The sequence below is a fragment of the Nonomuraea diastatica genome (assembly GCF_004349015.1).
In the GTDB taxonomy this organism is placed as follows: Bacteria; Actinomycetota; Actinomycetes; order Streptosporangiales; family Streptosporangiaceae; genus Nonomuraea; species Nonomuraea diastatica.
On record NZ_SMKP01000086.1, the window covers coordinates 14,383 to 41,266 of the forward strand.

The window sequence follows — 26,884 nt, forward strand, 5'->3', positions numbered from 1 at the left end:
GCGGTGCCTGTTTCATGGAGCTGGCCTCCTATCTGGCCGGAGAGCGCTGGAGTGACCATCCGGCCTGCACACATCCGTTGCTGGCCGCGCTCGCCCGCCTGGTCAACGACAACACCGGCGACGAGAGCCGGGCCGGGCTCGTCCACCTGGTGCCGTCCATCATCGGCCTGGCCAGCGACGACCTGCGCGTGGACGCGCGGATCGCGCTGCGCTGCGCCACCACGGCGCTGCCGGTGGCGGCGGCCGAGCGCCAGCTCGCGCTCGCGGTGTCGGTGCTGGCGGCCGAGGAGATGCTGGCCAGGCTCGACGGTGCTCCGTCGGGGCGGCTCAGCGAGTCGAGCGTGCGGGTGATGGACGAAGTCCCCCACGCGGCCGAGCAGGCACGCCGCTTCAGCCGTGCGGCCAGGATCACCTCGAAGGGCTTCCGCCGGTACGCCGCGCCCAACGCGGTGCAACTGTCGGTGGTCGGCATCGTCCAGGCCTGCATCCCCGACCCGGACTCACTGCTGCGCCGGCTCCTGGAGGAGACCATCGCCGACTGCGACGCCATGATCCGCGGCCAGCAAGCCGGCACCATAACCACCCCGGCCCACGCCTGAAACGGCGCGGCGTCCCCGGCGCCCGCCGGGGACGCCATGGCCGCCTCCGCGGCCCTGGCGCTCTTCCGTGGGCGCGGAGCTGAATGCGGAAAACCACTCGCGTCAGCCGATCCAGCCCTTCGCCCCAGGGCACGAGGTCGGCGGCGCAGTCTTGTCGTGAGACCCTGCATCGGATTACGGTCATGACCGTAAAGCTCCGTCTCATGGAGGCCCGCATGCTAGCTCGACTTGCAGCCACGTTTGCCGCGCTATTAGTTGTCTCCCTCACACCTGCGGTCCAGGCCCAAACGGCTGCTCCACCGACCGGCTGCGGCTTCCACGATCTAGGCACCCTCCCCCTCACCGGCGCCACCACCGCGGGCACCGCGTTGGACACCACCCACCCCGGCGGGCCGCGTGTCTACTCGGTCACCTCGAGCGCCTCCGGCCCCGCCCAGCTCGGCATCAGGAACGCCACGGACGGCGGCCTCATCGCCGAGCGCCCCCTCCCCCTCGCCCTCGGCTCCTGGGCCGTCGCCGTCGCCCCCGACCGCAGCGTCTACGTCGGCAGCTACAACGCCACCCCCGGCGCCATGGGGCGCCTGTTCCGCTACACCCCCGCCGACGACACCGTCACCGAGCTCGGCATCCCCGTCTCCACCGAGACCTTCGTCTGGACGGTCGCGGTCAGCCCCGACGGGTCGGCCGTCTACGGCGGCACCTCGCCCAACGGCAGGCTCTTCCGCCACGACACCGCCACCGGCGTCACCACCGACCTGGGCAGCCCGGTGCCCGGCGAGCAGTTCGTCCGGGACCTGGCGATCGGCCCCGACGGCACCGTCTACGCCGGCGTCGGCGCGCAGAGCATGAAGATCGCCGTCCTTGACCCCGACGGCCGGGTCAAACGCGTCATCGACCCGCCGGTCCAGGGCAGCGGCTACGCCTACGACCTCGACATCACCGGCCACCACCTGCTGACCCGCTTCGTCCCGTCCGACGGCACCACCCTCATGGGCGTGTACGACCTGAGGACCGGCCGGTGGCGCACGGTGGTCGACGGCGTCGGGAGCCTCACCGTCGGCGGCGGCGTGCGCGGCCACCTCGTGCACGTCTTCCAACACGGTGAGCTGGTGGCGTACGACCTCAAGACCGGGAAGATCACCCGTCTCGGCTTCGGCGACTACGGCGGCGGCGCGGCCAGGACCCTCGGCTGGGTCGGCAGCACCCTCGTCGGCACCGGCTCCACCGGCCGCATCTGGCACTACGACCGCAAGAGCGGCCAGGGCAGGCTGCTCGACGGCACGCTGACCGGCCAGCCCGTCAGCATCCGCTCGATGGGGCTGGGCCCCGACGGCCGCGTCTACGCCGGCGGCTTCTTCACCGGGGGCCTGGCCGCGTACGACCCGGCGTCGGGCGAGTCGGAGTTCTGGCCCAACGTCGGCCAGAGCGAGGGCATCGTCACCCACAAGGGCAAGCTCTACCTCGGCGTCTACCCCGGCGCCCGCATCTACGCGTTCGAGGCCGGCGTCCCCAGGCTGCTGCTCGACCTGAGCGACCAGGAGCAGGACCGGCCCTTCGCCATGGTCTCGGCCGGCGACTGGCTGGCCTTCGGCACCGTGCCCAAGTCGGGAACGGTCGGCGGCGCGCTCGGCCTGCTCAACCCGGCCACCGGCGAGAAGATCGTCAAGCGGAACCTCATCCCCGGCCAGTCCATCATCGGCCTGGAATATCGCGAGGGCATCCTGTACGGCACGACCTCCGCCTTCGGCGGCATCAGCACCCCGCAGGGCGACGCCGCCCACGTCTTCGCCTACGACCTGGCCACCCACCGCCTGCTGTGGCAGACCGCGCCCGTCGAGGGCGACCTGGCGCTCGGCTCGATCATTTTCGACGACGCGGGCCGGCTCTGGGGTCTGTCCCCTGACGCGCTGTTCGAGATGGACCCCGCAACCGGCCGGTCGCTCCGCACCGTCAAGCACCAGACCTACCCCTGGTCGACGGTCACCCAGGTCTGGCTCGACACCCACATCGAGCTCGGCGGCGACGGGATGTTGTACGGCAAGGTGCAGGGCAAGACCTACCGGATCGACCGGGCGACCATGGCCTTCACCCTGATCGCCCGCCCGATCTCGATCCTGCTCAAGGGCGCGGACGGGCACATGTACCTGTCGCGCATGGAGAACTTCTCCACCTACCGCCTCTGCTGACGTACACGTCATTGGACCCGTGCGCCGCCGGCCGGCGCGCGGATCCGTCCCGGCGGGGCCCAGCCGTCCGCGGGGCTACGGCTCGATCGGGCGCACCCGTTCGCGATAGCGCTCGTACAGCGCGGCGTTGTGGTCGTCGCCGCCCGCCAGGCTCGCCGAGACGAACACCGGGACGCCGGCTCCTCGTTCGAGCAGCCTCCGGCAGGCGAGCTCGGCGAGCACCTGCGCTATGAGCACTCCCGTGAGGGAGGAGACCGCGCCGATGCGTGCCCCGGGGGTGAGCTCGACCGCGGCGTCGCCGGCCGGGGCACAGTTGTCGATCACGACGTCCGCGAGATCGGCCAGGCGTGGTCCCCCCGTCTTTCGCGCGGACGACGAGCGGGTGTGTTCGAGCGACGTGAGCGCGATCACCCGATGGCCGTTGGCGCGGGCGAGCTTTCACCCGACGCGGTGCTCTTCACCGGAGACCTCGTCCAGGGCGGCGGCTACCAGCCCGGCTGGGACGAGTTCTTCCGTCACACCGCCGGGGCCTCCGGCGACCTGCTGACCGACGTGCCCATCATCCCCGCGTTCGGGAAGTGGGAGAGCTACGGGGCGATCAACGGCGGGTACGGCACGCCGGAGGACCGGACCCCGGTCGTACGATCGCGCGCCAAGTTCCACGCGTACTTCGACGCGCCGGGCAACGGAACGCCGGAGCACCGCGACAACTACCACCGCGTCGACTACGGGCCGGTCACCGTGCTGACGCTCGACAGCAACAACGGCGAACCGGACGACAGCGCGGCGAACTACCCTCCCGAGGAGAAGCTGACCGGCCGCGAGTACACCGGGCCGGGCAGGCGACGGCACGGGTGTGCACTACTACGACGCGGGTGTCTCGGGCGACGGCCTGCGGGGCGTGCGCCGGGACGGCCCCACGCTCGACAGCCCGCCGCTGGCGTACAACGCCTTCAGCCGGTGGACGGCGGACCAGGGCGAGCCCGAGGTGTGGGACGTCGCCGGCGGGACGCCGCGGCTGCTCTCGGGCGGAAAGCACTACGGTCATCTCGAGATCGACGTCAACCGGGTGCAGGGGAAGAGCGCCGGAAGGCGCGGATCACCCTGACACCCGTCCATGTCTTCCCGGTCATGGACGACAAGCTGACGGTGCTCCGGACCGAGCGGCGAACCTACTCCGACCGCGTGGTGATCGACGTCGCCGCCGACGGGACGCCCGCGCGCTGAGCCGGGCCCACCACGTGCCCCGGGTCCCCCTCACGGCATACCGCCTGGCACTGGAACGTGGTCGCCGGGGCTGTGACCTCGATCCTCGGCCGCGACGCGGGCCTCGTCGCGTTCAACGAGCTGTGCTGGGGACAGGACAGCTCGATCCAGACCGAGCTCCGGTCCAGAGGCTGGCCCGAAATGCCTGGCCAGGGAAGGCTCTCCTTCGTTGCGGATCTTGGGGACGTATGCCTACATTTCGGGAAGAAGCATGTGAAAGCGGAGGAACTACATGACCATCGAGCTCACCCGGCCGTACTCGCCCGAGAAGCACCACCGCCACCGGGACGTGACCGGCGGCTGGCTGCGTCCGGCCGTGTTCGGGGCGATGGATGGGCTCGTGTCCAATTTCGCGTTGATCGCCGGCGTCGTCGGCGCGGCGGGCGCCGGGCGCGGCGCGGTGCTCGCGGGGTTCGCCGGTCTCGTCGCCGGCGCATGCTCCATGGCGGCCGGGGAGTACACGTCCGTGAAGTCCCAGACCGAGCTGATGCGGGCGGAGATCGCCGTCGAGCGGCGTGAGCTGGCCAGGGACCCCGAGGGCGAGCTGGCCGAGCTGGCGGCCCTCTACCAGGCGCGCGGGCTCGACCCCGCGCTGGCGCACCGGGTGGCCGAGGGGCTGTCCGCCGATCCCGAGCGGGCGTTGCGGGTGCACGTCCGCGAGGAGCTGGGCGTGGATCCCGACGACCTGCCCTCGCCGTACGTGGCCGCGGGGTCCTCGTTCTGCGCGTTCGCCGCCGGTGCGCTGGTGCCGCTGGCGCCCTTCCTCCTCGGAGCGTCGGGGCTGGCGGTGGCCGTGGTGATCAGCGTGCTGGGACTGTTCGGGTTCGGGGCGGCGGTGGCGCGGATGACGGCGCGGCCGTGGTGGCTGGGCGGGCTGCGCCAGGTCGTGCTGGGTGTGGGAGCGGCGTCCGTCACCTTCGGGCTGGGGCACCTCCTCGGCGTCGCCGTCTCCTGATGGCGGCCGCCGCGCGAATCGTATGCAATTGTCTTTCATGGTCACCGGACACGTCCCTGGAGAACGAGCATGAGCAGCCCCCGCGAGCACACGTTCCGTCCCGCCCGCCGTTCCGACGTCCCGGCGCTGGTCGACCTGGTGGAGTCGGCGTACCGGGGAGAGAGGAGCCGGAACGGGTGGACCGGTGAGGCGGATCTCCTCCAGGGGCAGCGCGTCGACGCGACGATGGTGACCGAGATGATCGACGATCCGTCCACGACCGTGATCGTCGCCGAGGCCGATGGCGTCATGGTGGGGTGCTGTCAGCTCGAGCGCCATGACGGCCACGCCTACTTCGGGACGTTCGCCGTCGCGCCCGACCTGCAGGGCGCGGGCACGGGGCGGGCGCTGCTCGCCGAGGCCGAGCGGCTCGCCCGCGACGAGTGGGGTGCCGGCGAGCTGCGGATGACGGTGATCGTCCAGCGTGAGGATCTCATCGCCTGGTACGTACGCCGCGGCTACGTCCGCACCGGCGAGCTGTCGCCCTTCCCGTACGGCGATGAGCGGTTCGGTGTTCCCTTGCGTGACGACCTGGCGTTCGAGACCCTGACGAAGAAGCTCGGCTGAATCCCGCGTCCGGCGCGGCGCTCAGCACATGGTCCACGAGGCGGACCGGCTCTTCCGCACCGGCGAGGTGAGCTGGAAGACGACCGTGTGCTCGGTCCCGAGGTCGGGGCTGATCTGCTTCTTCGAGCCGAAATAGTCGGACCGGGCGTGAGACGGGATCCGCCTGGAGCCGCTCTCGATCACCTGGCCGTCGACCAGCCACTGGTAGGAGAACGGGGCTCCCATCTCGGACGCGTCCAGCCCGACGCCGAAGCCCAGCGAGCCCGTGTAACAGGTGACGCCCGCACTGTTGATCTTGGACGCGCCGGCGACCCGGACGTAGGCGAGGGTGAACGAGGCGGCCTTCGCGCTCTTCCTGCTCGCGGTGGGCGACGGCCGCCTGGTCACCGGCCTCCTGGTCGCCGGCCTCCTCGTCGGCCTCGGTGTGCTCGTGGGCGTTCGCCGCGCGGCGGTGCGCTCCCGTGACGGCTGTGTGGCGGGGCGCGAGCGCGTGGTCTCGGGAGCGGCCGATGGAGTACGCGTCCTCCTGGGCGGGGCGGTCTTCTCGCGCCTGGGCGTGCTGGTGGCGGAGGGAGACGGCTCGCTGGAGCCGGCGGCCAGCACCGGCGGGGCGGGGCTCCTGTCCGCCGAGGCGTTCCACACGACGACGACGGCCGCCAGGCACACGGCGACCGCCCCGGAAACGGCGGCGATCAGCGGCACCCGCGCTCTCGTGCGGCGCGGCGGAAGGGTGCGACGCGGGTCGCCGCCCCCCGAGGGGTGCAGGTGACCGGGCGCGCCCGGCTGAGGGGCTGGGGCCATCGGGTGACCGGTCGCGCCTGGCCGGGGACCGGGGGTCGTCGGGTGACCGGGCAGGCCGTGCTGGGCACCGGGCGAGCCGTGCGGATCACCCGGCGCGCCCGGCCCGGGGGCGTGCGCGGACTCCGGTGGCGGGGGCTGCGCCCCGGCCGGGTGGGGCCGTGGCCCGCCGAGCAGGCGCAGCAGGACGTCCCGCATCCGCGGGCGGGCGCCCGGGTCCTTGGCCAGGCAGGCGTACACGACCTGGCGCAGCGGCTCCGGCAGGTCGCCCAGGAACGGTTCCTGGTTGAGCACCCGGTTGATGACCGCGGGCAGCGAGTCCTCGCCGAACGGCGGCGTGCCCGTCCCCGCGAACACCATGACCGACGCCCAGGCGAAGACGTCCGCCGCCGGGCCGACGTACGCGCCCGCGAGCTGCTCGGGGGCCATGTACGCGGGCGTCCCGACCACGCTGCTGGTCACGGTGACCGCGGAGTCGGCGAGGCGGGCGATGCCGAAGTCGACGACGCGCGGCCCGTCCCGTCCGAGCAGCACGTTGGAGGGCTTGAAGTCGCGGTGCACGACCCCCGCCTCGTGGATGGCGGCCAGCGCCGTGGCCGTGCTGACGGCCAGGCGCTGCAGATCGGCGCCGCGATGAGGGCCCGCCTCCTGCAGGGACGGGCCCTCGACGTACTCGCTGACGATGTACGGACGCCCGCTCATCGAAGCGTCGAGCACCTGCGCGATGCAGAACGGCTCCACGCGCCGGGCCGCGGCGATCTCCTTGGCGAAGCCGTTGCCCCCGGCGACGGACTGGCGTAGCACCTTGACGGCCACCGGCCGGCCGTCGGGGGCCTGTCCGAGGTAGACGGTGCCCTGGCCGCCCTCGCCGAGCCGCCCGACGAGCCGGTAGGCGGCGATCGCCTCGGGATCGTCGGGGCGCAGCGGCTCGGCGTTCGGCATGAGGGGGCTGACTCCTGTGACGGCTGGGACGGACCTCATGCACCTTAACGGGATAAATCCCGACGCGTGGGCGTGTTACGTGATCGACGCGCTCACCTGCGGTCGCGTGCCGCTCAGTAGCTGGGCGGAGTGGCGACGATCAGGAAGTCGACCGGCTCATCCCCGGTGTTGAGATAGCGGTGCGGCAGCGACGAGTCGAAGGAGCAGCTGTCCCCCGCCTCCAGCACGTGCTCGGCTCCGGACACCTCGACGACGAGCCGTCCCCGCAGCACGAGCACGCACTCCTCGGACGGGTGCGACCACGGCTCGGCGGCCGACGATCCGCCGGGCAGCAGGTGCCCTTCCAGCACCTCCAGCCGCCCGTGCCCGGGCGACACGCGGGTGTAGGTGATCCCGCCCGTGGGGGACCTGACCAGCATCCGCCCGTCACGCCTGACCACGGCCACGGCGGCCGCGTCGGGCTCCTGGAACAGGCTGAACAGCGGCAGGTCGAACACCTTCGCGATCTTCCTGAGCGTTTCCAGGCTGGGGTCGGCCAGGTCGCGCTCGACCTGGCTGATCAGTCCGCTCGACACGCCCGCCTCCGCGGCCAGCTGGGCGAGGGTCAGCCCGCGCGCGGTGCGGAGCTCACGGATCCTGGCGCCAATCACGCGCAGATCCTATCGGGCGTTAATCACATTGAAGACATATTGACCTGGTTAAATCCGTCCGGATAAGGTGCCCGAAATGTCGCATCTGTTGAACGTCACTCAGTTCCGGGCCGAGTTTCCCTCCCTGACCGACTCCGTGCACCTGGCGAGCTGCAGCCAGGGCGCCCTGTCGTCGCGGCTCGCGTACGCGCTCCAGGAGATCGGCCATTCGCTGCGCGACAGAGGCGCCCCCTGGGAGGTGTGGATGGCGGAGGTCGGCCGCGCCCGGCAGCGGTTCGCCCGGCTCATCGGCGCCGAGCCCGACGAGGTGGCCGTGTTGTCGTGCGCCTCGGAGGCCGCCTTCCAGGCCGCCTCGTCGCTCGACTGGTCGCGCCGTCCCGGCCTCGTCACCAATGACCTGGAGTTCCCGTCCATAGCGCACGTGTGGCTGGCCCAGCGCGGGCGCGGCGCCACGGTCAAGGTGGCCGCCGACACCGGCGAGAACGTCGCGGCCGAGGCGTACGAGCAGGTCGTCGACGAGACCGTCAACCTGGTGTCGGTGCCGCTGCACACCTACCGCAACGGCGCCCGCCTCCCGGTGGAGGACGTCGTCCGCCTGGCGCACGAGAAGGGCGCGCGCGTGTTTGTGGACGCCTACCAGGGCGCCGGCGTCACCCCGATCGACGTGAAACGGCTCGGCTGCGACTATCTGGCGGCCGGGTCGCTCAAATACCTGCTCGGCCTGCCCGGACTCGCCTTCCTCTACGTACGCGGCGGCATGGAGCAGCAGCGCGAGCCCGAGCTCACCGGCTGGTTCGGCCGCACCGACCCGTTCGCTTTCGACCCGCGGCTGCTCGACTTCCCCGCCGGCGCCCGGCGCTTCGAGACCGGCACGCCGCCCATCCCGTCCGCCTACGCGGCCAACGCCGGGTTCGACCTCATCGAACGGGTCGACATGGACGCCGTGGACAAACACGTGTCCGCCCTGGTCGAGGAGCTGGCGGAGCGGCTGTCAGCGGCCGGCGAACGCGTGGCGAGCCCGGCGGGAGCACGCGGCCCGCAGGTGGCCATCGCCGACGACGACCCGGCCCGGCTGGCGGCCCGGCTGGCCGAGCGCCGCATCTGGACCGCGCCGCGGGGCGACCTGCTGCGGCTGTCCTTCCACTACTACAACGACCGGTCCGACGTGGACGCGGCCGTCGAAGCCATCAGTGTCTGCCGCCGGGCCTGAACCCCCCGAAAGGTCTCTTGTGGACAACACATCCGGATTGCGACGCCGGCTGACCGGGCGCCAGCTCACCATGATCGGGCTGGGCGGCGCGATCGGCACCGGGCTCTTCCTCGGCTCCAGCCTGGCGATCTCCCAGGCAGGCCCTGCGACCATCGTCGCCTACATCATCTGCGCGGGCGTCGCCCTGGTGATCGGCTGGTCGCTGGCCGAGATGGTCGTCGTCCACCCCGAGGCGGGCGCCTTCGGCGTCATCGCGCACCGGTACCTCGGCCCGTGGGGCGGGTTCGTGGTCCGCTGGACGTACTGGACGATCCAGGTCATCGCCATCGGCGGCGAGGTCATCGCGGCCGGGATCTACGTGCAGTTCTGGTGGCCGTCGTTGCCGCTGTGGCTGCCCGTCACCGTCTTCTCCGCCGTGGTGCTCGGCGTGAACACCGCCGCGGTCAAGATGTTCGGCGAGGTCGAGTACTGGTTCGCGATGATCAAGGTGGTGGCGATCATCGTGTTCACCCTGCTCGGCGTGCTGCTCGTCACCGTCGGCCTGCCCGGCGCGGAAGCCACCGGCGTCTCGAACCTCACCGCGCACGACGGATTCCTGCCCAACGGGATGAGCGGGTTGTTCCTCGCCATGGTGTTCGTGTTGTTCAGCTACATCGGCACCGAGGTCGTCTCGGTCACCGCCGCCGAGTCGGAGAACCCGGTGCGCGACATCCCGCGCGCCGCCCGCCGCATGGTCACCCGGCTGGCCCTCTTCTACGTGCTGGCCATCGCGATCGTGCTCACGGTGGTGCCGTGGACCACCACCGCCCAGGGCGGCGCCGTGACCGAGAGCCCGTTCGTCAGCGTGTTCTCCGCCGCGGGCATCCCGGCCGCGGCGACCGTCATGAACTTCGTCGTGCTGACCGCCGCGCTGTCCAGCGCCAACACGAACCTCTACCTGACCACCAGGATGATGCACTCGCTCGCCGCCAACAGGTACGCGCCCGCCTGGACCGGGCGGCTCAGTGCCGCCGGCGTGCCGCGCAACGCGCTCGCGCTGTCGGCGCTCGGCCTCGCGCTCGCCGCGGTCGTGTCGGCGGCCAGCGAGAGCGAGGCCTACCTGGCGTTGTTCGGCGTGTCGGTGTTCGGCGCGCTGGTCGTGTGGCTGCTGATCCTCCTCACGCACCACGCCTTCCGGCGCACCCGCGCCGCGCAGGGGCTGCCGCCCTCGCCGGTCCGGCTCTGGGGCGCGCCCGTCACGTCGGGGCTCGTGGTGCTCTTCCTCGCCGCGGTGCTCGTCTCGACGCTGTTCATCGAGTCGCTGCGGCCGGCGTGGTGGGCGGGCGTCCCGTTCTTCGTGATCGTCAGCCTGGCGTACGCCGTCGTCTCCCGCCGCTCGACCTCACCGGTGTAGCTAGGGGTTGCCGGAGGTGGCCAGCTTGACGCCGAGGGCGATCAGGGCGGCGCCCGTCAGGCCGTCCACGGTCTTGCGCACGGCGGGCCTGGCGAAGATCTTGCGCAGTGTCCCCACGATGTTGGCCACCACCAGGAACCACGCGACCGTGCCCGCCAGCGCGATCAACGACAGCACCAGGGTGTCCGGCAGCGAGGCGCCGGAGCTGACGAACTGGGGCACGAGGGCCACGAAGAACAGGGCGGCCTTGGGGTTGAGCACGTTGGTGAGCAGCCCTTCCGCGAACGCCGCCCATGCGCCCCGCCCTCCCGGGTCCGGCACGTCGAGCGTCAGGTCGCCGCCCCGGCGCAGGGCGGCGCGCAGCGCCTTGACGCCGAGATAGAGCAGGTAGGCCGCGCCGGCCACCTTCACCACGGTGAACGCCATGGCCGAGGCGGCCAGCAGCGCCGCGACGCCGGTGGCCGCGGCCACCACCCAGGCGAAGACGCCCACGGAGATCCCCGTCGCCGCCGCCATGCCGTGCCCGCGCCCGGAGACGGCCGAGCGGCGTACGACGACCGCGAAGTCGGGGCCGGGCGACATCGCGCCGAGCAGCACCACCCCGCCGAAAGCGACAAGCTGTGTCACGGAGGTCATGGCGTCCACTCTACGCGCCCCGCGTCCCTCGATCCCCCGGCGTTCCAGGCTCAGACGCGGCGGCCGCGCAGCTCGCGGTATCGGCGCACGAGCCGCTCGGTGGAGGGGTCGGGCAGCGCGGCCCCGCTCAGCTCCGGCGCCTCGCCGGAGGTGAGCGCGGGCGCCAGGTCGAGCGCCATCTTCTTGCCCAGCTCGACGCCCCACTGGTCGAAGGAGTCGACGCCCCAGATGGCGCCCTCGGCGAAGACGATGTGCTCGTAGAGGGCGACGAGCTGGCCCAGCGTGGACGGAGTCAGCTTGGGCACGAGGATGGTGGAGGAGGGGCGGTTGCCCGGCATCACCTTGTGGGGGACGATCTCGGCCGCGGTGCCCTCGCCCGCGATCTCCTCGGCTGTCTTGCCGAACGCCAGCGCCGAGGTCTGCGCGAGCAGGTTGGCGACGAGCTGGTCGTGCATGCCCCCACGATCTTCGAAGGGCTCGGCGAAACCGATGAAGTCGGCGGGCACCAGCCGGGTGCCCTGGTGGAGCAGCTGATAGAAGGCGTGCTGGCCGTTGGTGCCCGGCTCGCCCCAGAAGATCTCGCCGGTGGCGGCGGCCACGGGAGCACCGTCGGCGCGCACGGACTTGCCGTTGGACTCCATCGTGAGCTGCTGCAGGTAGGCCGGGAAGCGGTGCAGACGCTGGCTGTAGGGCAGCACGGCGCGGGTCTCCGCGCCGAAGAAATTGTTGTACCAGACGCCGAGCAGGGCCATCAGCACCGGCAGGTTGGCCTCGAACGGCGCCGTGCGGAAGTGCTCGTCGATGGTGTGGAAGCCGGCCAGCATCTCGCGGAACCGCTCGGGCCCGATCGCGATCATCAGCGAGAGGCCGATGGCGCCGTCGAAGGAGTAGCGGCCGCCCACCCAGTCCCAGAAGCCGAACATGTTGTCGGTGTCGATGCCGAACTCGGCGACCTTCGCGGCGTTGGTGGAGACGGCCACGAAGTGCCGGGACACCGCGTCCTCGCCCAGCGCGTCGACCAGCCAGCGGCGCGCGATCCTGGCGTTGGTCAGCGTCTCCAGCGTGGTGAAGGTCTTGGAGCTGATCACGAACAGCGTGGTCGCGGGGTCGAGCCCGGCGAGGGCGCCGGTGATGTCGGCCGGGTCGATGTTGGAGACGAAGCTGGCCGCGATGCCCGCGTCGGCGTAGTCGCGCAGCGCTTCGTAGGCCATGGCGGGGCCCAGGTCGGACCCGCCGATGCCGATGTTGACGACGGTCTCGATGGGCCTGCCCGTGGCGCCCTTCCACTCCTGCGAGCGGATCCGCCCGGAGAAGGCGCTCATCTTGTCGAGCACGGCGTGCACGTCGGCCACGACGTCCTGCCCGTCGACCACCAGCTCCGCCTCGCGCGGCAGGCGCAGCGCGACGTGCAGCACGGCGCGGTCCTCGCTGACGTTGATGTGCTCGCCGCCGAACATGGCCGCGATCCGCTCGCGCAGGCCGGCCCGCTCGGCCAGGGCCAGCAGCAGGCCGATCGTCTCGCGTGTGGCGCGGTGCTTGGAGTAGTCGAGGTAGAGGTCGCCGGCGGTCGCCGTCATGCGGTCGGCGCGGCCCGGGTCATCCGCGAACAGCTCCCGGAGCTGTTTGCCCGCCAGCTCGCCGTGGTGCTTGTCGAGGGCCGCCCACTCCTGGCTCCGGGTGATGTCGCCGTTCACGCTCTTCCTCCTCGCGTCGCCAAACCGATCACCATCGTGCCGTAACCACGTACCCCCCGGCGTTGATTCCGCGCGTGGCCGAGGAGACCTTTTGCGTACGCGGGACTTACGTCATGTCCCACACCTTGCCAGGCGGAAAGTGGATTCAGCTCGCTCTACGGAGGAAGCAGCAGGAGCATGGAGCATATAGACGCATACTGGCGGGCGGCCAACTATCTGTCCGTCGGGCAGATCTACCTGCTGGACAACCCGCTGCTGAGCGAGCCGCTGCGGCCGGAGCACATCAAGCCGCGCCTGCTCGGCCACTTTGGCACCACGCCGGGCCTGAACTTCTGCTTCGCCCACCTCAACCGGGTGATCAAGGAACGCGACCAGGACATGATCTACATCGCCGGTCCCGGGCACGGCGGCCCGGCGGCGGTCGCGCACGCCTGGCTGGAGGGCACCTACACCGAGCGCTACCCCGACGTCTCGCAGGACGTCGCGGGCATGCGGCGGCTGTTCCGCCAGTTCTCCTTCCCGGGTGGCGTGCCCAGTCACGTCGCGCCGGAGACGCCCGGATCCATCCACGAGGGCGGCGAGCTGGGTTACTCGCTCGCGCACGCCTACGGTGCCGCCTTCGACAACCCGGACCTGGTCGTGGCCTGCGTCATCGGCGACGGCGAGGCCGAGACCGGCCCTCTGGCCGCCGGCTGGCACGCCAACAAGTTCGCCGACCGCCGCCGGGACGGCGTGGTGCTGCCCATCCTGCACCTGAACGGATACAAGATCGCCAACCCGGCCGTGCTCGCCCGCATCCCCGAGCACGAGCTGATCAAACTCATCGAGGGGTACGGCTACCGCCCCCATCTGGTCGGCCCCGACCACGCCGAGATGGCCGGCACGCTCGACACCGTCTGGGACGAGATCGCCGCGTACAAGGCCGGCGACGCCGACCGCCTCCCCATGATCATCCTGCGCACCCCGAAGGGGTGGACCGGGCCGCGCGAGGTGGACGGCAAGCCCGTCGAGGGCACCTGGCGGGCCCACCAGGTACCGCTGGCGAAGGTACGCGAGAACTCCGCCCACCTGGCCATGCTGGAGGAGTGGATGCGCTCCTACCGCCCCGAGGAGTTGTTCGACGCCGACGGGCGCCCGACCGCGGAGATCGCGGACACCGTGCCCGCCGGACCGCGCAGGATGAGCGCCAACCCGCACGCCAACGGTGGCGAGTTGCTGGAGCCGCTGCGGCTGCCGGACTTCCGCACCCACGCGGTCGAGGTCAAGTCGCCCGCTGTGCAGGAGACCGAGCCGACGCGGGTGTTCGGCGGGCTGCTGGGCGACGTGATCGCCCGGAATCCGCACACGTTCCGGCTGATGGGGCCGGACGAGACCGCCTCCAACCGGCTGCAGGAGGTGTTCGAGGTCACCGACCGGGCCTGGAACGCCGAGCTGCTGCCCACCGACGAGAACCTCGCCGCCGGCGGGCGCGTCATGGAGGTGCTCAGCGAGCACCTGTGCCAGGGCTGGCTGGAGGGCTATCTGCTGACCGGCCGCCACGGGCTGTTCAACTGCTACGAGGCCTTCATCCACATCGTGGACTCCATGTTCAACCAGCACGCCAAGTGGCTGGAGTCGTCGCAGAAGATTCCGTGGCGGCGGCCGGTCGCGTCGCTGACGTACCTGCTGTCGTCGCACGTGTGGCGCCAGGACCACAACGGCTTCAGCCACCAGGATCCCGGCTTCCTCGACGTCGTGGTCAACAAGAAGGCCTCCGTGGTGCGGGTCTACCTGCCGCCGGACGCCAACACGCTGCTCTCGGTCGGCGACCACTGCCTGCGCTCCCGCGACTACGTCAACGTCGTCGTCGCCGGCAAGCAGCCCGTGCTCGACCTGTTCACCATGGACGAGGCCATCGCCCACTGCACGCGCGGCCTCGGCATCCTGCCCTGGGCCTCCACCGACCAGGGGGGCGAGCCCGACGTGGTGCTCGCCTGCGCCGGCGACGTGCCCACCCTGGAGACGCTCGCCGCCGCCGCGCTGCTGCGCGAGCACCTGCCCGAGCTGAAGGTGCGCGTGGTCAACGTCGTCGACCTCATGCGCCTCCAGCCCCGGTCGGAGCACCCGCACGGCATGTCCGACGCCGAGTTCGACACGCTCTTCACGACCGGCAGGCCGGTCATCTTCAACTTCCACGGCTACCCCTCGCTCATCCACCAGCTCACCTACCGGCGGAACGGCCACGACAACATCCACGTGCGCGGATACAAGGAGGAGGGCACCACCACCACGCCCTTCGACATGTGCATGCTCAACGACATCGACCGCTACCACCTGGTCATGGACGTCATCGACCGTGTCCCCGGGCTGGGCGCCACCCGGGCGCACCTGCGCCAGCACATGAGCGATGAGCGGCTGCGCGCCCGCGCCCACACGCGCGAGCACGGCGAGGACCCCGCCGACATAAGGTCGTGGACGTGGCCGGCCGCATCCTCGTCCTGAACACCGGCTCCTCGTCCATCAAGTACGAGCTCATCGACGTCCGCACCCGCGAGCGCCCCGCCAGGGGGCTGGTCGAGCGCATCGGCGAGGACGAGGGGCGCCTGACGCACCACGCGGGTGCCGGGCCCGCCTACGAGAGGCAGACCCGCTTCCCCGGGCACGCCGAGGGGCTGGACGCGGTCATGGAGGCGTTCGAGACGGCCGGGCCCGAGCTGAGCCCGGTCGCGGTCGGGCACCGGGTCGTGCACGGCGGCACCACGTTCACCCGGGCCGTGCTCATCGACGACGCCGTGATCGCCGCCATCGAGCGCCTGGCGCCGCTCGCGCCCCTGCACAACCCGGTCAACCTGACCGGCGTCCGGGTCGCGCGCGAGGCCTTTCCCGGGGTGCCCCAGGTGGCCGTGTTCGACACCGCCTTCCAGCTGACGCTGCCGCCGGCGGCGCACACGTACGCGGTGCCGCGCGCGTGGCGTGAGCGGCTGGGCGTGCGGCGCTTCGGCTTCCACGGCACGTCCTGCGCCTACGTCTCGCGCCGCGCCGCCGCCCTGCTCGGCCGCGACCTGGCCGGGCTCGATCTCATCGTGCTGCACCTGGGCAACGGCGCCAGCGCCACCGCCGTCTCCGGCGGCCGCAGCGTCGACACCTCCATGGGCCTGACCCCGCTGGAGGGCCTGGTCATGGGAACGCGCTCGGGTGACGTCGACCCGGCGATCGGCGGCTATCTCGCCCGGGTGAACGGGATGGACGCCGAGGAGGTGGAGGAGGCGCTCGGACGCCAGGGCGGCCTGCTCGGCCTCACCGGCAGCGGCGACATGCGCGAGGTGCGGGCCCGCGACGACGAGGAGGCGCGGCTGGCCCTGGAGATCTACACCAGGCGCATCCGCAAGTACGTCGGCGCCTACTACGCGCTGCTGGGCCGGGTGGACGCGATCGTGTTCACGGGCGGGGTCGGCGAGCACGACGCCGCCACCCGGGCCGAGTCGCTGGCCGGGCTCGGCCGGCTCGGCATCACCGTCGACCCGGCGCTCAACCGGGCCGCGTCGGCCGCGGAGCGCGCGGTGTCGCCGCCCGGCGCCGAGGTGGCCGTGCTCGTCGTCCCGACCGACGAGGAGTGGGAGATCGCCCGTGAGGCCCTCGCCCTGATCAGCGCGGGACCCGAGCAGGGCACCGCATCAGGTCCCTGACGGCCGGCACGCGTCACTGACCGGCACGCGTCGCTGACGGCCGGCACGTGTCACTGATGGGCGGATCACGTCACCGGAGGACGGATCAGATCTCGGCCGGGCGGATCCGGGTGAGGTCGGCGGCGAGCTCGCACCACACCGTCTTGCCGCGCTCGGCCGGCGCGACGCCCCACCCGGTGGACAGCAGCCTGACGACGTGCAGCCCCCAGCCGTCACCGGGACCGGGCTCGCGGGGCCGGGGCAGCTCGGCGCCGGCGTCGCTCACCTCGATCCGCACGCTCGACGCGTCGGCCCGCATGCGCAGCGAGGGCGGGCCGTCGCCGTGCACGAGCGCATTCGTGACCAGCTCGGACACCACCAGGAGGACGTCCCCACGCCGCCCCTGGTAGCCGCGTGTGGCCAGAGCCTCACCGACGATCTGCCGCGACGCCGTGATGCTGCCCATTTCCTCCGGCAACCGGGTGTTCACGATGTACGGCTGCGCCTCCTTGCTGCCCATTCCTCTGCTCTCGGGGGGTCTCGTGCGGCCGGTCGGCCGTCCGTTGAACGCGGTTCGTCACGTTGCGCCGTTGAGCAGTCTCCCACGAGTCACCATCCCGCGAGCGGCGGGGGCACGACCGGCCGCGAGCCGACCTGCGCAGGTGTCGCCGGTGGGCCCGGTAAGCGTGCGTATAACGCGGGTAATGCGTTGGTAGGGTTGTCCGGAAAAATACGGATCTGAACAGGTGGGACAGGTGGAGGTCGAACAAACAGCACTTCCCGGCATCGGTCTGCGGCACGATTTCACGACGCGCAAAGGACAGCGGGTCGGCATCGTGTCCCACCGCACCGGGCGCCGGGACCTCGTGATCTACGACAAAGAGGACCCCGACGCCGTCTGTCATACGGTCAAGCTCAATGATGAGGAGGCCGACACCCTGGCCGAGCTCCTGGGGGCGCCACGCATCGTGCAGCGGCTCAACCAGCTGCACGAGCAGGTCGAGGGCCTGGTCAGCGTGCAACTGCCGATATCGGCGGACTCCCCGTACGTGGGACGCCCCATGGGCGACGCGCGTGTGCGCACACGTACGAGCGCCTCCATCGTGGCCGTCGTGCGCGGCGGCAAGGTTGTCGCCAGTCCTGGACCCGACTTCGTCTTCACCGGCGGTGACGTCGTGGTCGTCGTCGGCAGCGAGGACACCACCGCCGAGGTCGCCGGCATTCTGGCAGAAGGGTAGGGCCGCGGGTGCACCATACCGCGATCCTTTTCCTCGAATTCGGTGCGGTACTGCTGGGTCTCGGAGTGCTGGGCGCGCTGGCGTTGCGCGGCGGCATCTCCCCCATCCCCCTCTATCTGATCGCCGGACTGGCGTTCGGCACCGGCGGCGTGCTGCCGCTGGCCACCAGCGAGGAGTTCATCTCCGTCGGCGCGGAGCTGGGCGTCGTCCTTCTGCTGCTGACACTGGGTCTGGAATACAACGCCGACGAGCTCGTCACCAGCCTGACGAGCAACGCCCGCGCGGGCATCGTCGACCTGGTGCTCAACGCGGCGCCCGGCGCGATCATCGCGCTGCTGCTGGACTGGGGCCCGGTCGCGGCGGTGGCCATGGCCGGCGTCACCTACGCCACCTCATCGGGCATCACCGCCAAAGTGCTGTCGGACCTCGGGTGGATCGGTAACCGGGAGACACCGACGGTCCTGTCGCTGCTGGTGTTCGAAGACCTCACGATGGCGGTCTACCTGCCGATCCTGACGACCATGCTGGCCGGGCTGAGCCTGGTGAGCGGGGCGATCTCGGTGGGCATCGCGCTGCTCACGGTCAGCGTGGTGCTGGTCGTGGCGCTCCGGTTCGGGCGCTTCATCGAGGCATTCGTGTCCAGCCCCAACTCCGAGGTGTTATTGCTCAAGGTCGTCGGCCTGGCCCTGCTGGTCGCCGGTCTCGCGCAGCAGTTGCAGGTCTCGGCGGCGGTCGGCGCGTTCCTGGTCGGCATCGCGCTCTCCGGCGAGCTGGCCGAGGACGCGCAGGCGCTGCTGGCACCGCTGCGCGACCTGTTCGCCGCGGTGTTCTTCGTGTTCTTCGGCTTCCAGACCGACCCAGCGAAGATCCTTCCGGTGGCCGGGCTGGCCGCGCTGCTGGCCCTGGTCAGCATGATCACGAAGCTGCTCACGGGCATGTACGCGGCCAAACGGGCGGGCATCGCCAGGGCCGGTCAGGCACGAGCGGGCATCGCGCTCATCCCGCGCGGCGAGTTCAACATCGTCATCGCCGGTCTGGCGGTCGGCGCGGGCGCGCATCCCGACCTGGGAGCGCTGGCGGCGGCGTACGTGCTGATCCTGGCCGCGTTCGGGCCGCTGGCGGCCAAGGCCGTGCAGCCCCTCATCACCGCCATCGCGAAGCGGGCCTGATCCGCTAACTTGTTCGCATGGCCCACCCCACAGAGAAGACGGTCTGGGCCACGGACTGGGACACGCTCGAGATCTCCGGCGAGAGCCATCGCCGGGTTCTGTTCCAGGACGTGGACATGACCGAGCTCGTCGACCACGGATCCTCCTTCGAGGAGTGCCATTTCAGCAACGTGCGGTTCAACGTGTCGGAGCACACCGGCGCGAGGTTTCTCAACTGCACGTTCACGCGGTGCTCCCTCTTCGACGCCACCTTCACCGAGTGCAAGCTCACCGGGAGCGTGTTCGACGGCTGCACGTACGGCCTGCTGAAGGTCGAGGGCGGCGACTGGTCCTACACGGGCCTGGCGGGGGCCGATCTGCGGGGCAGCGCCTTTCACGGCACCCGGCTGCGCGAGGCCGATCTGGCGGACGCCCGGCTGGAGCGGGCCGAGCTGCGGCGGGCCGACCTGACGGGGGCGTCGCTGCGCGGCGCCGACCTGACCAAGTGCGACCTTCGCGGCAGCGACCTCAGCACGCTCGACCCGCGCACGGCCACGATGACCGGCGCGGTCATCGACCCGTTCCAGGCCACGGTCGTAGCCGCCGCGCTGGGCTTCGACGTCCGCGAGTGAGCAGCCGCGAGGTCAGCCGTTCACCGCGTGGAGGGCGCCCGGCACGCGGCCCATGAGGCGGTCGAGCGCGTCCGCGGTGTCGGCGCCGGCCGGCAGGTGGACGACGATGCTCTGCTCGCCGTCCGGCAGGTCGAGCGTCTCGCGCGACAACCGCAGCTCACCGACGCCGGGATGCGCCACCCGCTCCACTGGCACCGTCGGCGGCGTCAGCGGCGGGGCGGCGAACCTCGACGTGAACGCCTCCCCCGCCGCGAACGACAACTCGGAGATCAGGTCGTCGACGTAGAGGTCGTCGTAGCCGCTGATCAGCTTCAGCAGGGCGGCGTGCTCGGCCGCGACGCGCTCCCACTCCGGGTAGGCGTCTTTGGCCCGCTCGTCCTCGAACACGAATCTGTGCACGTTGGGCGGGTCTCCGTCCAGGAGGCCGAGGGGCTCGAAGAGCCGCGCGTACCCCTCGGTGCGGGCGATCACGTCGCCCAGCCTGTTGAGCACCGCGGCGGGGGCGGGCTCCAGCCGGTCGAGCAGGGCGCGCACCGTGGGACGCACGTCGCGGGAGGGCGCCTGCCCCGCCGCCATGCACAGCGCGATGCCGCCGCCGGCCACCTTGGCCAGGTTGCGCAGGTGCAGGCGCTCCTCCTGCGTCATGCGCAGGGCGTCGGCGAGCGTGACGAGCACCTGCGTGGACGGGTTGCGGTCGCGCCCCTGCTCCAGCCTGGTCAGATATTCGACGCTGATGCCCGCCACCGTGGCCAGCTCGGACCTGCGCAGCCCTGGCGTGCGCCGCCGCGGGCCGTCGGGCAGCCCCACGTCGGCGGGTTTGACGGCCTCGCGGCGGGAGCGCAGGAAGGCGCCCAGCTCGTTGTCGCTCACGTCCCCGAGTGTACGGAACATCCGCCTGGCCCCATCGTGGCCCCGGCAGGGCCAGTCTCGGCACGGTCTCCCTCGGCCGCGCGGATTCCGGGAGGGTGGTGCGCATGATGTCCACGACTCGATCGAAAGCCGGAGCACCGCCCGTCCGTGCCAGGAGGGTGCTCCCATGATGCGTTACCGTCTGCTGGGCCGTACCGGGCTCAGGGTCTCTCAACTCTTCCTCGGCGCGATGACCTACGGCGAGGCGTCCCCGGAGGCGCGGCGCATCTTCGACCTGTACGCCGACGCGGGCGGCAACGTCGTGGACACGGCCTCCATGTACGGCGAGAGCGAGAGCGTCGTCGGCGAGCTGCTCCAGGGCCGCCGGGACCGTTACGTCCTGGCCACGAAGTACACCGGCACCATCGACGGCACCGACCCGAACGCCGCGGGCAACCACCGCAAGAGCCTCGTCCGTTCGCTGGAGCAGAGCCTGCGGCGGCTGCGCACCGACTACATCGACCTCTACTGGGTGCACGTCTGGGACCGGCACACCCCGGTCGAGGAGACGATGCGGGCGCTGGACGACGCGGTCACCGCGGGCAAGGTGCTCTACGCCGGCATCTCCGACGCCCCCGCCTGGGTGGTGAGCCGGGCCAACACGCTGGCCGAGTGGCGCGGGTGGACTCCGTTCGCCGGGTTGCAGGTGCCGTACAGCCTGCTGTCGCGGGACGTGGAGCGGGAACTGCTGCCGATGGCGCGGGAGTACGGGATGAGCGTGGCGGCGTGGGGGGTGCTCGCGCACGGTGTGCTGTCCGGCCGCTACAACGCGCCGGACGCGGCGGCCTCGCGGCTGTCTCCCGGCTCCCTCACCGAGCGGGATCGGACGGCGGCGCGAGCCGTGATGGAGGTGGCCGACGAGCTGGGCGTCACCGCCTCGCAGGTGGCCATCGCGTGGGTGCTGCGGCGCGGGGTGCACCCGATCCTCGGCGTGAGCACCGCCGAGCAGCTCAAGGACAACCTGGGGGCGACCGAGGTGGAGCTGCCCGACGAGGCGGTGCGGCGGCTGGAGTCGGCGGTCGGCTTCGAGCTGGGCTTCCCCGGCGACTTCATCGGCGAGGTGGACCGCAGCCCCGGCATCTACGGCGACGCCGTCGACCGCCTCGACGGCCGGTGACCCCCGGTCAGCACAGCGACATGGCCGTCTCCCACAAGGCGGGCAGCCCGGCCAGCACGCGGTCGGCGCGCCGCCTGCGGCCGGCGAACGTCTCCGCCCCCAGGTCCGCGAGCAACTCCAGCAGCCCCTCCTCGTAGCCCCGCTCCCCCGCCGCGGCCCGCTTGGCCAGGCACCGCGCGTAGGTGGCGGCGATCCAGAAGACGGCCTCCCTGTGCAGCCCACGCGCGATGAGCTCCCGGCTGCCGTCGATGGCGACGGGCCTGGCCGGGGCGGCGATGTCCGAGTCGAACCGGTACGCGGGCACCCGCACGGCCGCGGTCGCGTCGAACACCGTCTCCAACGCCGCCAGGTGACCCTCCACTCGTGCCGCGCCGAGGCCGGCGCAGCCGAGCCAGTCGAGCAGGGTCTCGTGGACGTCCAGCCGGCCGTGCGCGGCGAGCAGGTCGCGCACGGCCGCGTACCGGCGGCGGACGGTCGGGTTGCGCAGCCCGGCCACCAGCAGCACGTGCGTGGTCACCCCTGTGCCGAACAGCCAGGTGGTGACCTGGTCGGGCAGCGGCGCCGACGCGTCCATGCCGCCGAGGAACGCGCGCACGCGGTCCATCGCGCCCGCGCAGCGGGCCGTCGTCCACGGTCGCGCGGCGAAGTCGCGGGCCACGACCCGCTGGATCGCGCTCAGGCGGCCCGACGGGTCGGCCAGCACGCACGGCAGGTGGAAGCTGCCGGCCAGGTGGTAGTCGGCCAGGACCTCGTCCGCGGACCCGATGCCGGGCAGGGAGGAGACCTCGAGCAGCACACCCTCGTAGGCGAACTTGCCCGGCCTGACGCCGGGGTCGGCGATCAGCATGACGTCGACGTCGGAGGCCGGGGGCAGCTCGGCGCGCGGGTCGCCCCACAACACCGACCCGGTCAGGAACGCCCCGCCGAACCCGGGCAGCCGGGCGCCTTCCATCTCCACCCATCGCCCGGCGACCTGTCTGGCCTGCTCATTGAGCATCCGGCTCCTCTCCTCCTGGGCGGCGGCGCGCGGCCCTGAGCGCGACGACCGCGCCGAGCACGACGAGCACCGCCAGCGCGCCCCAGATCCAGGCTGGCACACCGGACGACGCCGTGTCCGGGGAGGCGGCCGTCGAGGCGGCGGCGTCCTGCCCGCTGGCGGGCCCGGAAGAGGCCGGCTCAGCGGAAGCGGGAGCAGACGAGGGGGGTTCAGAGGAAGGCGGTGCGGACGAGGTGGAGGCCGCGCCCTTCACGGTGAAGGGGATCTCCCCCTCGATGGGGTGGCCGTCGGAGGAGACGACCCGCCAGGCGATCACGTACGAGCCGGGGGCGAGCGGCTGCGGCACGGCGGCGGACACCTTCGGCCCGTCGATCCGGGGCTCGCCGAGCCCGACCTGCTCGCCCGACTCGTCGCGCAACACCACGAACGGGAACTTGACGGTTGCGGTGTATTCGAGCTCGATCATCTCGACCGCGGACACCTCGGCGTCCTTGGCGGGCGAGCTGCTCTTGAGCTTGTCGTGGGCGTGGGCGGGCGCGGCGGGAAGGACGAGGGCGAGCAGGCAGGCGAACGCCGCGAGCGCCGCCTTGCGGATGCGTGATGTGCGGATGGTGGGTGGCGGGAATGCCATGACAGGTCTCCGGAAAGGGTCTTCCGGACGACCGCGCCCGTGGCGCCGGCGTCCGGATGCTGGCAGGGCGGCGAGCTTCAGCGTGAACGCTGGACCTTTCGGGGCGGGCCGCGCCTGCTGACCGTTCCTGAGACGATCTCTCCCGCGTACGCGGGGACGTCGGGGGTGGGCGGCCGCCATGACGGCAGGGCGACCTCCACGGGGGCGGCGACGAGCACCCGGATGACCGGCGGCGGCGTGGCGTACAGGCGAATCATGAGCCACAACGCGCGCTCGCCGCGGTGCAGCCACCACGCCGTCAGCGCCGCCACCGTGAGATGGACCAGCGCCATGCCCGGCCCCGGGTGCGCATGCGCGAGCTCGGGCCCGGGGGCGGTGGTGGGGGCCAGCCGCTCGAAGAGCTGGTGCAGCAGCATCTGGGTGCCTGCGGTCGCGGCGAGCACGGCGACGGGCCCGCGCTCGCGCCCGTCGATCAGGTAGGCCAGGCCGAGCGCCGCCAGCACCGCGGCGCCGTAGACCGGGAGCGGCACCGGCCCGCCGCCCGCCAGCGCGTGCCCGCCCGCCGACACCGCGCCGCACACGGCGGCGAACACGACGGCCCGCGCGAGCCGCAGCCCGGCCGCCGCCGGGAGCGCGGGTGATGACGGAAGGGGCACAGCCGCCATCCTTACACAGGGGCCGGCCGGTCCCGTGTTCTCACCGCCCGCGGTGCATCGCCGGCCGGACCGTCAGGTCCTGGCGGTTCCGCCTGCCACCGCCCGTCGCGTCACGGGGCCCGGCCGTCAGGTCCTGGCGGTTTCGCGCAGTGGCCGGCCCACCTCGTGCAGGTGGCGCAGTGCCTGCCCCCAGGACTGGAACAGGCCGCATTCGACGTAGTCGATGCCGAGCGACTCGCAGTACTCCCTGACGATGGGCTGCGCCTTGCGCAGGTTCGCGGTGGGCATGCTGGGGAACAGGTGGTGCTCGATCTGGTAGTTCAGGCCGCCGAGCGCGGTGTTGACCAGGCGGCCGCCGCGGACGTTGCGGGAGGTCAGCACCTGGCGCCGGAGGAAGTCCAGCTCGTCCTCGGCGGTGAGCACCGGCATGCCCTTGTGGTTGGGCGCGAACGTGCAGCCGAGGTAGACGCCGTAGCACGCCTGGTGCACGGCGAGGAACGCCAGCGCCAGGCCGGGCGGCAACACCAGGAGCAGCGCGCCCGCGTAGGCCAGCACGTGCCCGGTCAGCAGCAGCCCTTCGAGTCTCCTGTTCTTCAGCGACTTCCTGCGCAGCGCGCGGAAGCTCGACACCTTCAGGTTCAGCCCTTCGAGGGTGAGCAGCGGGAAGAACAGGAACGCCTGCCAGCGGCCCACGAACCTGGGCAGCCCCTGGCTGGCCTCGACCTGCTTCTCCGACCAGAGGAGGACGTCGGGCGAGACGTCGGGGTCGTGGTCCTCGTGGTTGGGGTTGGCGTGGTGGCGGGTGTGCTTGTCCATCCACCAGCCGTAGCTGAGCCCGATGGCCAGGTTGCCGGTGATCAGCCCGGCGATCCTGCTGGTGCGCCGTGAGCGGGAGATCTGCCCGTGCGCGAGGTCGTGGGCCAGGAGGGTGACCTGCCCGAACGCCACGGCCATGAGGACCGCGACGGCGAGCTGCCACCACGAGTCGCCGACCCAGGCGAACAGCGCCCAGCTTCCCGCGAACAGGCCGGCGACCAGGGTGATCCTGGCCGCGTAGTAGCCTGGCCGCTTCTTCAGCAGGCCCGCCTGCGCCAGACGGCGCGACAGCTTGGCGAAGTCGCTTCCTCTCTCTCCTGATGGCCGGGCACGGGACGTGTCCACCACAGTCAAAGTCTTCTCCGATGCTGATGCGTCGTACGGGGGATTACGTACAGCATCGCGGACAATGCGACCGAGTGTGACCCCCGCTGTCACCCTTTCCCGTGGTAGGGCAGGCCCTACCACGGGCGCCGGAACGACGCCCCCGCCGCCTGGGCATGGGCTGCCGTCACCTTCGGGGTGGGGCGGGCGGCGGGGACGCCCAGTTCAGATCGGCTGCAGGTCCGGCACCTCCTCGGGCGCGGCGGCGTCGCCGTAGACGTGCAGGTCGGGGCGGAAGACGTCGAGATAGGCGGCCCGGTCGCGGAAGGTGGCGGCCAGCGCGTCGCCGTAGTCGATGAGCTCCCTGTGCGCGTGCCTGCGGGGCTCGTAGCGGGCGTAGAGCAGCCGGTCGAGCAGGTCCTGGTCGCCGCCGGCGGTGCAGATCGCGTCGGCCAGGATCTCGGCGTCGTGCAGCGTGTAGCTCATGCCCATGCCCGTCATCGGGTGGCAGGCGAAGGCGGCGGATCCGAGCAGCGCGGCGTTGCCCTTGTGGTAGGCGGCCACGCGCAACGACGAGACCTTGATCCGCTGCCAGGTGGCGGGCTGCAGGGCGTTGAAGGCGTCCGAGCTGTCGGTGACGAACTTCTTCAGCGTGTCGATGAGGACGGGGATGCCGTCCTGGAAGATCTCCTTGTCGTCCTCGGGCGGCAGGCCGACGAACACCCTGGCCTGGTCCCTGTTGAGCGGGTAGAGGTAGGCGAGCCAGCCTTCTGAGCTGAAGTAGAGCCGGTTGAGCTGGGCCACGCTGGCGGTCAGCGGCACGGTGGCCACCCGCATCAGCAACCGCTCGTACGGCATCGTCTGCTGCTCGATGTCCAGCGCCCGGCGTACGGCGGACTTGGTGCCGTCGGCGCCGATCACGACGCCGGCCTTGAGCGTGCGGCCGTCGGAGAGCGTCAGCTCCTCCACCTGGCCGTCGCCGATCGCGATGTCGTCGATGCTCGTGTCGAACCAGAACTCGACGCCTTCCATGGCGCAGGAGGTGTAGATGAGCTCGACCAACTCGCGGTAGGGGCGGATGAGGAAGCCGCCGTCGGGGAAGCGGCATTCCCTGATCGGGTCGCCGTCGTGGTAATAGCGGATGGTGTCACGCCTGAGGCCATGGCGTTCGACGAGGTCCGCCAGCCCGTGACGGGCGAGCACGCGCTGGCCCGGGGGCTTGAGGAAGTCGGCGCCCGCGCTGGGGACCGAGGGTCCCTGCTCGATGACGACGACGTGCTGTCCGCGGCGGCCCAGTAATAAGGCCAGGAAGCAGCCGCCGAGCCCGGCGCCGACGATGGCCACGTCGCACGATGTGGTTGCCATGACGAGAGCCCTTCTGAATGGTTGAACTAGTTCGTAGGCCCGCGGGTGCCGGCGAGCGGGCCTGTTTCGGCCGCCCGCGGCAGCGGGACCCGGCCCATCCGGGTGTCCACGGGGGACACCGGCTGGGCATCCGGCTGGAGGGCCGGTGGGGTGGTCGTCGGGGGTGTGCGGGTCTCGACCGGCAGCAGCGCGTCCGCCTCCGCCGCGACGGTGGCGAGGGTCATGCGCAGTTCGAGCAGGAGCTTGCGCGGCACCTTGACCATGACGTCGCCCGGGTCGGGACGCATCTTGGTGATCTTGGTGAGGGCCAGCGCGCCGATCAGCACGGAGATGGCCACGCACAACGCCAGCGCGCCCGCGAGGCCGGCGAAGGGGCCGGTCATGAACGGGTGGTCGATGACGACCGACACCACGGCGACCCCCACAGCGCCGCCGACCATGCGCGCCATGGTGGCCGAGCCGACGGCGGAGG

Annotated in this window: 26 protein-coding genes; 13 read left to right on the forward strand and 13 right to left on the reverse strand. The window is 71.7% G+C overall.

The genetic code is table 11. The features are described from left to right. Positions 1-14: 14 nt before the first annotated feature. A complete protein-coding gene (locus E1294_RS27690) occupies positions 15-599 on the forward strand; it encodes a hypothetical protein (RefSeq protein ID WP_132513094.1) in 585 nt (194 codons plus the stop codon). Positions 600-967: 368 nt separating this feature from the next. After that, on the forward strand, positions 968-2,785 hold the full coding sequence (locus E1294_RS27695; RefSeq protein WP_132513096.1) for an NHL repeat-containing protein: 1,818 nt from the start codon (positions 968-970) through the stop codon (positions 2,783-2,785). Between the two features lie 75 nt (positions 2,786-2,860). Here the strand turns inward: E1294_RS27695 and E1294_RS27700 are convergent, their stop codons facing one another. After that, complete coding sequence (locus tag E1294_RS27700) at positions 2,861-3,196, reverse strand: phosphoheptose isomerase family protein (protein WP_132513098.1); 336 nt, start codon at positions 3,194-3,196, stop codon at positions 2,861-2,863. Positions 3,197-3,199: 3 nt separating this feature from the next. Between E1294_RS27700 and E1294_RS27705 the strand changes: the two genes are divergently transcribed. The 3 genes from E1294_RS27705 (at position 3,200) to E1294_RS27715 (ending at position 5,612) form a co-directional block, all read left to right on the forward strand. After that, positions 3,200-4,012 carry a hypothetical protein gene (locus E1294_RS27705; RefSeq protein WP_132513100.1) on the forward strand — a complete coding sequence of 271 codons (813 nt, stop codon included), beginning with the start codon at positions 3,200-3,202 and terminating at the stop codon, positions 4,010-4,012. Positions 4,013-4,283: 271 nt separating this feature from the next. Further along, the gene (locus E1294_RS27710) at positions 4,284-5,006 is read left to right on the forward strand and encodes a VIT1/CCC1 transporter family protein (protein WP_132513102.1); all 723 of its coding nucleotides are present in this window, start codon (positions 4,284-4,286) and stop codon (positions 5,004-5,006) included. Positions 5,007-5,075: 69 nt separating this feature from the next. Beyond that, the gene (locus E1294_RS27715) at positions 5,076-5,612 is read left to right on the forward strand and encodes a GNAT family N-acetyltransferase (RefSeq protein ID WP_132513104.1); all 537 of its coding nucleotides are present in this window, start codon (positions 5,076-5,078) and stop codon (positions 5,610-5,612) included. Positions 5,613-5,633: 21 nt separating this feature from the next. Here the strand turns inward: E1294_RS27715 and E1294_RS57365 are convergent, their stop codons facing one another. Both E1294_RS57365 and E1294_RS27725 read right to left on the reverse strand, forming a co-directional pair. Then, a complete protein-coding gene (locus tag E1294_RS57365; RefSeq protein WP_281284527.1) occupies positions 5,634-7,352 on the reverse strand; it encodes a serine/threonine protein kinase in 1,719 nt (572 codons plus the stop codon). A gap of 113 nt (positions 7,353-7,465) precedes the next feature. Next, the gene (locus tag E1294_RS27725; RefSeq protein WP_132513106.1) at positions 7,466-8,002 is read right to left on the reverse strand and encodes a helix-turn-helix domain-containing protein; all 537 of its coding nucleotides are present in this window, start codon (positions 8,000-8,002) and stop codon (positions 7,466-7,468) included. A gap of 76 nt (positions 8,003-8,078) precedes the next feature. Here E1294_RS27725 and E1294_RS27730 point away from each other — a divergent pair, with 76 nt between their 5' ends. Together E1294_RS27730 and E1294_RS27735 are read left to right on the forward strand one after the other, a co-directional pair. Then, a complete protein-coding gene (locus E1294_RS27730) occupies positions 8,079-9,212 on the forward strand; it encodes an aminotransferase class V-fold PLP-dependent enzyme (RefSeq protein WP_132513108.1) in 1,134 nt (377 codons plus the stop codon). Positions 9,213-9,231: 19 nt separating this feature from the next. Further along, positions 9,232-10,605: an amino acid permease gene (locus E1294_RS27735; RefSeq protein WP_220447971.1), complete on the forward strand. Its 1,374-nt coding sequence runs from the start codon at positions 9,232-9,234 to the stop codon at positions 10,603-10,605. On the opposite strand, the gene E1294_RS27740 is transcribed toward E1294_RS27735, so the two are convergent. Further along, positions 10,606-11,241, reverse strand: coding sequence for a LysE family translocator (locus tag E1294_RS27740; protein ID WP_132513110.1), 636 nt, complete (start codon positions 11,239-11,241; stop codon positions 10,606-10,608). Positions 11,242-11,291: 50 nt separating this feature from the next. Then, a complete protein-coding gene (gene pgi, locus E1294_RS27745) occupies positions 11,292-12,935 on the reverse strand; it encodes a glucose-6-phosphate isomerase (RefSeq protein ID WP_132513112.1) in 1,644 nt (547 codons plus the stop codon). Positions 12,936-13,112: 177 nt separating this feature from the next. On the opposite strand from pgi, the gene E1294_RS27750 reads away from it, so the two are divergent. Continuing rightward, positions 13,113-15,416, forward strand: coding sequence for a phosphoketolase family protein (locus E1294_RS27750; RefSeq protein WP_132513114.1), 2,304 nt, complete (start codon positions 13,113-13,115; stop codon positions 15,414-15,416). Further along, on the forward strand, positions 15,392-16,600 hold the full coding sequence (locus tag E1294_RS27755) for an acetate/propionate family kinase (RefSeq protein ID WP_181958561.1): 1,209 nt from the start codon (positions 15,392-15,394) through the stop codon (positions 16,598-16,600). The genes E1294_RS27750 and E1294_RS27755 overlap by 25 nt, the downstream gene beginning before the upstream one ends. Positions 16,601-16,685: 85 nt before the next feature. Here the strand turns inward: E1294_RS27755 and E1294_RS27760 are convergent, their stop codons facing one another. Then, positions 16,686-17,099: an ATP-binding protein gene (locus E1294_RS27760; RefSeq protein WP_132513118.1), complete on the reverse strand. Its 414-nt coding sequence runs from the start codon at positions 17,097-17,099 to the stop codon at positions 16,686-16,688. A 235-nt stretch (positions 17,100-17,334) separates the two neighbouring features. Between E1294_RS27760 and E1294_RS27765 the strand changes: the two genes are divergently transcribed. From E1294_RS27765 to E1294_RS27775, 3 genes are read left to right on the forward strand one after another with little or no spacing between them, the layout of a single operon-like run. Further along, positions 17,335-17,817, forward strand: a complete 483-nt coding sequence (locus tag E1294_RS27765) for a cation:proton antiporter regulatory subunit (protein WP_132513120.1) — start codon at positions 17,335-17,337, stop codon at positions 17,815-17,817. Between the two features lie 8 nt (positions 17,818-17,825). Next, the gene (locus tag E1294_RS27770) at positions 17,826-18,986 is read left to right on the forward strand and encodes a cation:proton antiporter (RefSeq protein ID WP_132513122.1); all 1,161 of its coding nucleotides are present in this window, start codon (positions 17,826-17,828) and stop codon (positions 18,984-18,986) included. Positions 18,987-19,003: 17 nt separating this feature from the next. Beyond that, positions 19,004-19,597 (forward strand): pentapeptide repeat-containing protein, encoded by a 594-nt coding sequence (locus tag E1294_RS27775; protein ID WP_132513124.1) that lies wholly within the window; start codon positions 19,004-19,006, stop codon positions 19,595-19,597. 12 nt (positions 19,598-19,609) lie between these two features. Here the strand turns inward: E1294_RS27775 and E1294_RS27780 are convergent, their stop codons facing one another. Next, positions 19,610-20,467: a helix-turn-helix domain-containing protein gene (locus E1294_RS27780; RefSeq protein ID WP_132513126.1), complete on the reverse strand. Its 858-nt coding sequence runs from the start codon at positions 20,465-20,467 to the stop codon at positions 19,610-19,612. Between the two features lie 169 nt (positions 20,468-20,636). Between E1294_RS27780 and E1294_RS27785 the strand changes: the two genes are divergently transcribed. Then, a complete protein-coding gene (locus E1294_RS27785) occupies positions 20,637-21,623 on the forward strand; it encodes an aldo/keto reductase (RefSeq protein ID WP_132513146.1) in 987 nt (328 codons plus the stop codon). Positions 21,624-21,630: 7 nt separating this feature from the next. Here the strand turns inward: E1294_RS27785 and E1294_RS27790 are convergent, their stop codons facing one another. From E1294_RS27790 to E1294_RS27815, 6 genes are all read right to left on the reverse strand, one after another. Continuing rightward, the gene (locus tag E1294_RS27790) at positions 21,631-22,620 is read right to left on the reverse strand and encodes a hypothetical protein (protein ID WP_132513128.1); all 990 of its coding nucleotides are present in this window, start codon (positions 22,618-22,620) and stop codon (positions 21,631-21,633) included. Continuing rightward, complete coding sequence (locus E1294_RS27795; protein WP_165977506.1) at positions 22,610-23,251, reverse strand: copper resistance CopC family protein; 642 nt, start codon at positions 23,249-23,251, stop codon at positions 22,610-22,612. The genes E1294_RS27790 and E1294_RS27795 overlap by 11 nt, the downstream gene beginning before the upstream one ends. A gap of 77 nt (positions 23,252-23,328) precedes the next feature. After that, positions 23,329-23,907, reverse strand: coding sequence for a hypothetical protein (locus E1294_RS27800; protein WP_132513132.1), 579 nt, complete (start codon positions 23,905-23,907; stop codon positions 23,329-23,331). A gap of 126 nt (positions 23,908-24,033) precedes the next feature. Then, positions 24,034-25,068, reverse strand: a complete 1,035-nt coding sequence (locus E1294_RS27805) for a fatty acid desaturase family protein (protein ID WP_132513134.1) — start codon at positions 25,066-25,068, stop codon at positions 24,034-24,036. Positions 25,069-25,272: 204 nt separating this feature from the next. Next, positions 25,273-26,412 (reverse strand): FAD-dependent monooxygenase, encoded by a 1,140-nt coding sequence (locus tag E1294_RS27810; RefSeq protein WP_132513136.1) that lies wholly within the window; start codon positions 26,410-26,412, stop codon positions 25,273-25,275. A 26-nt stretch (positions 26,413-26,438) separates the two neighbouring features. Beyond that, positions 26,439-26,884 (reverse strand): hypothetical protein (locus E1294_RS27815; protein ID WP_220447972.1); only part of this gene is annotated, 446 nt, incomplete at its 5' end.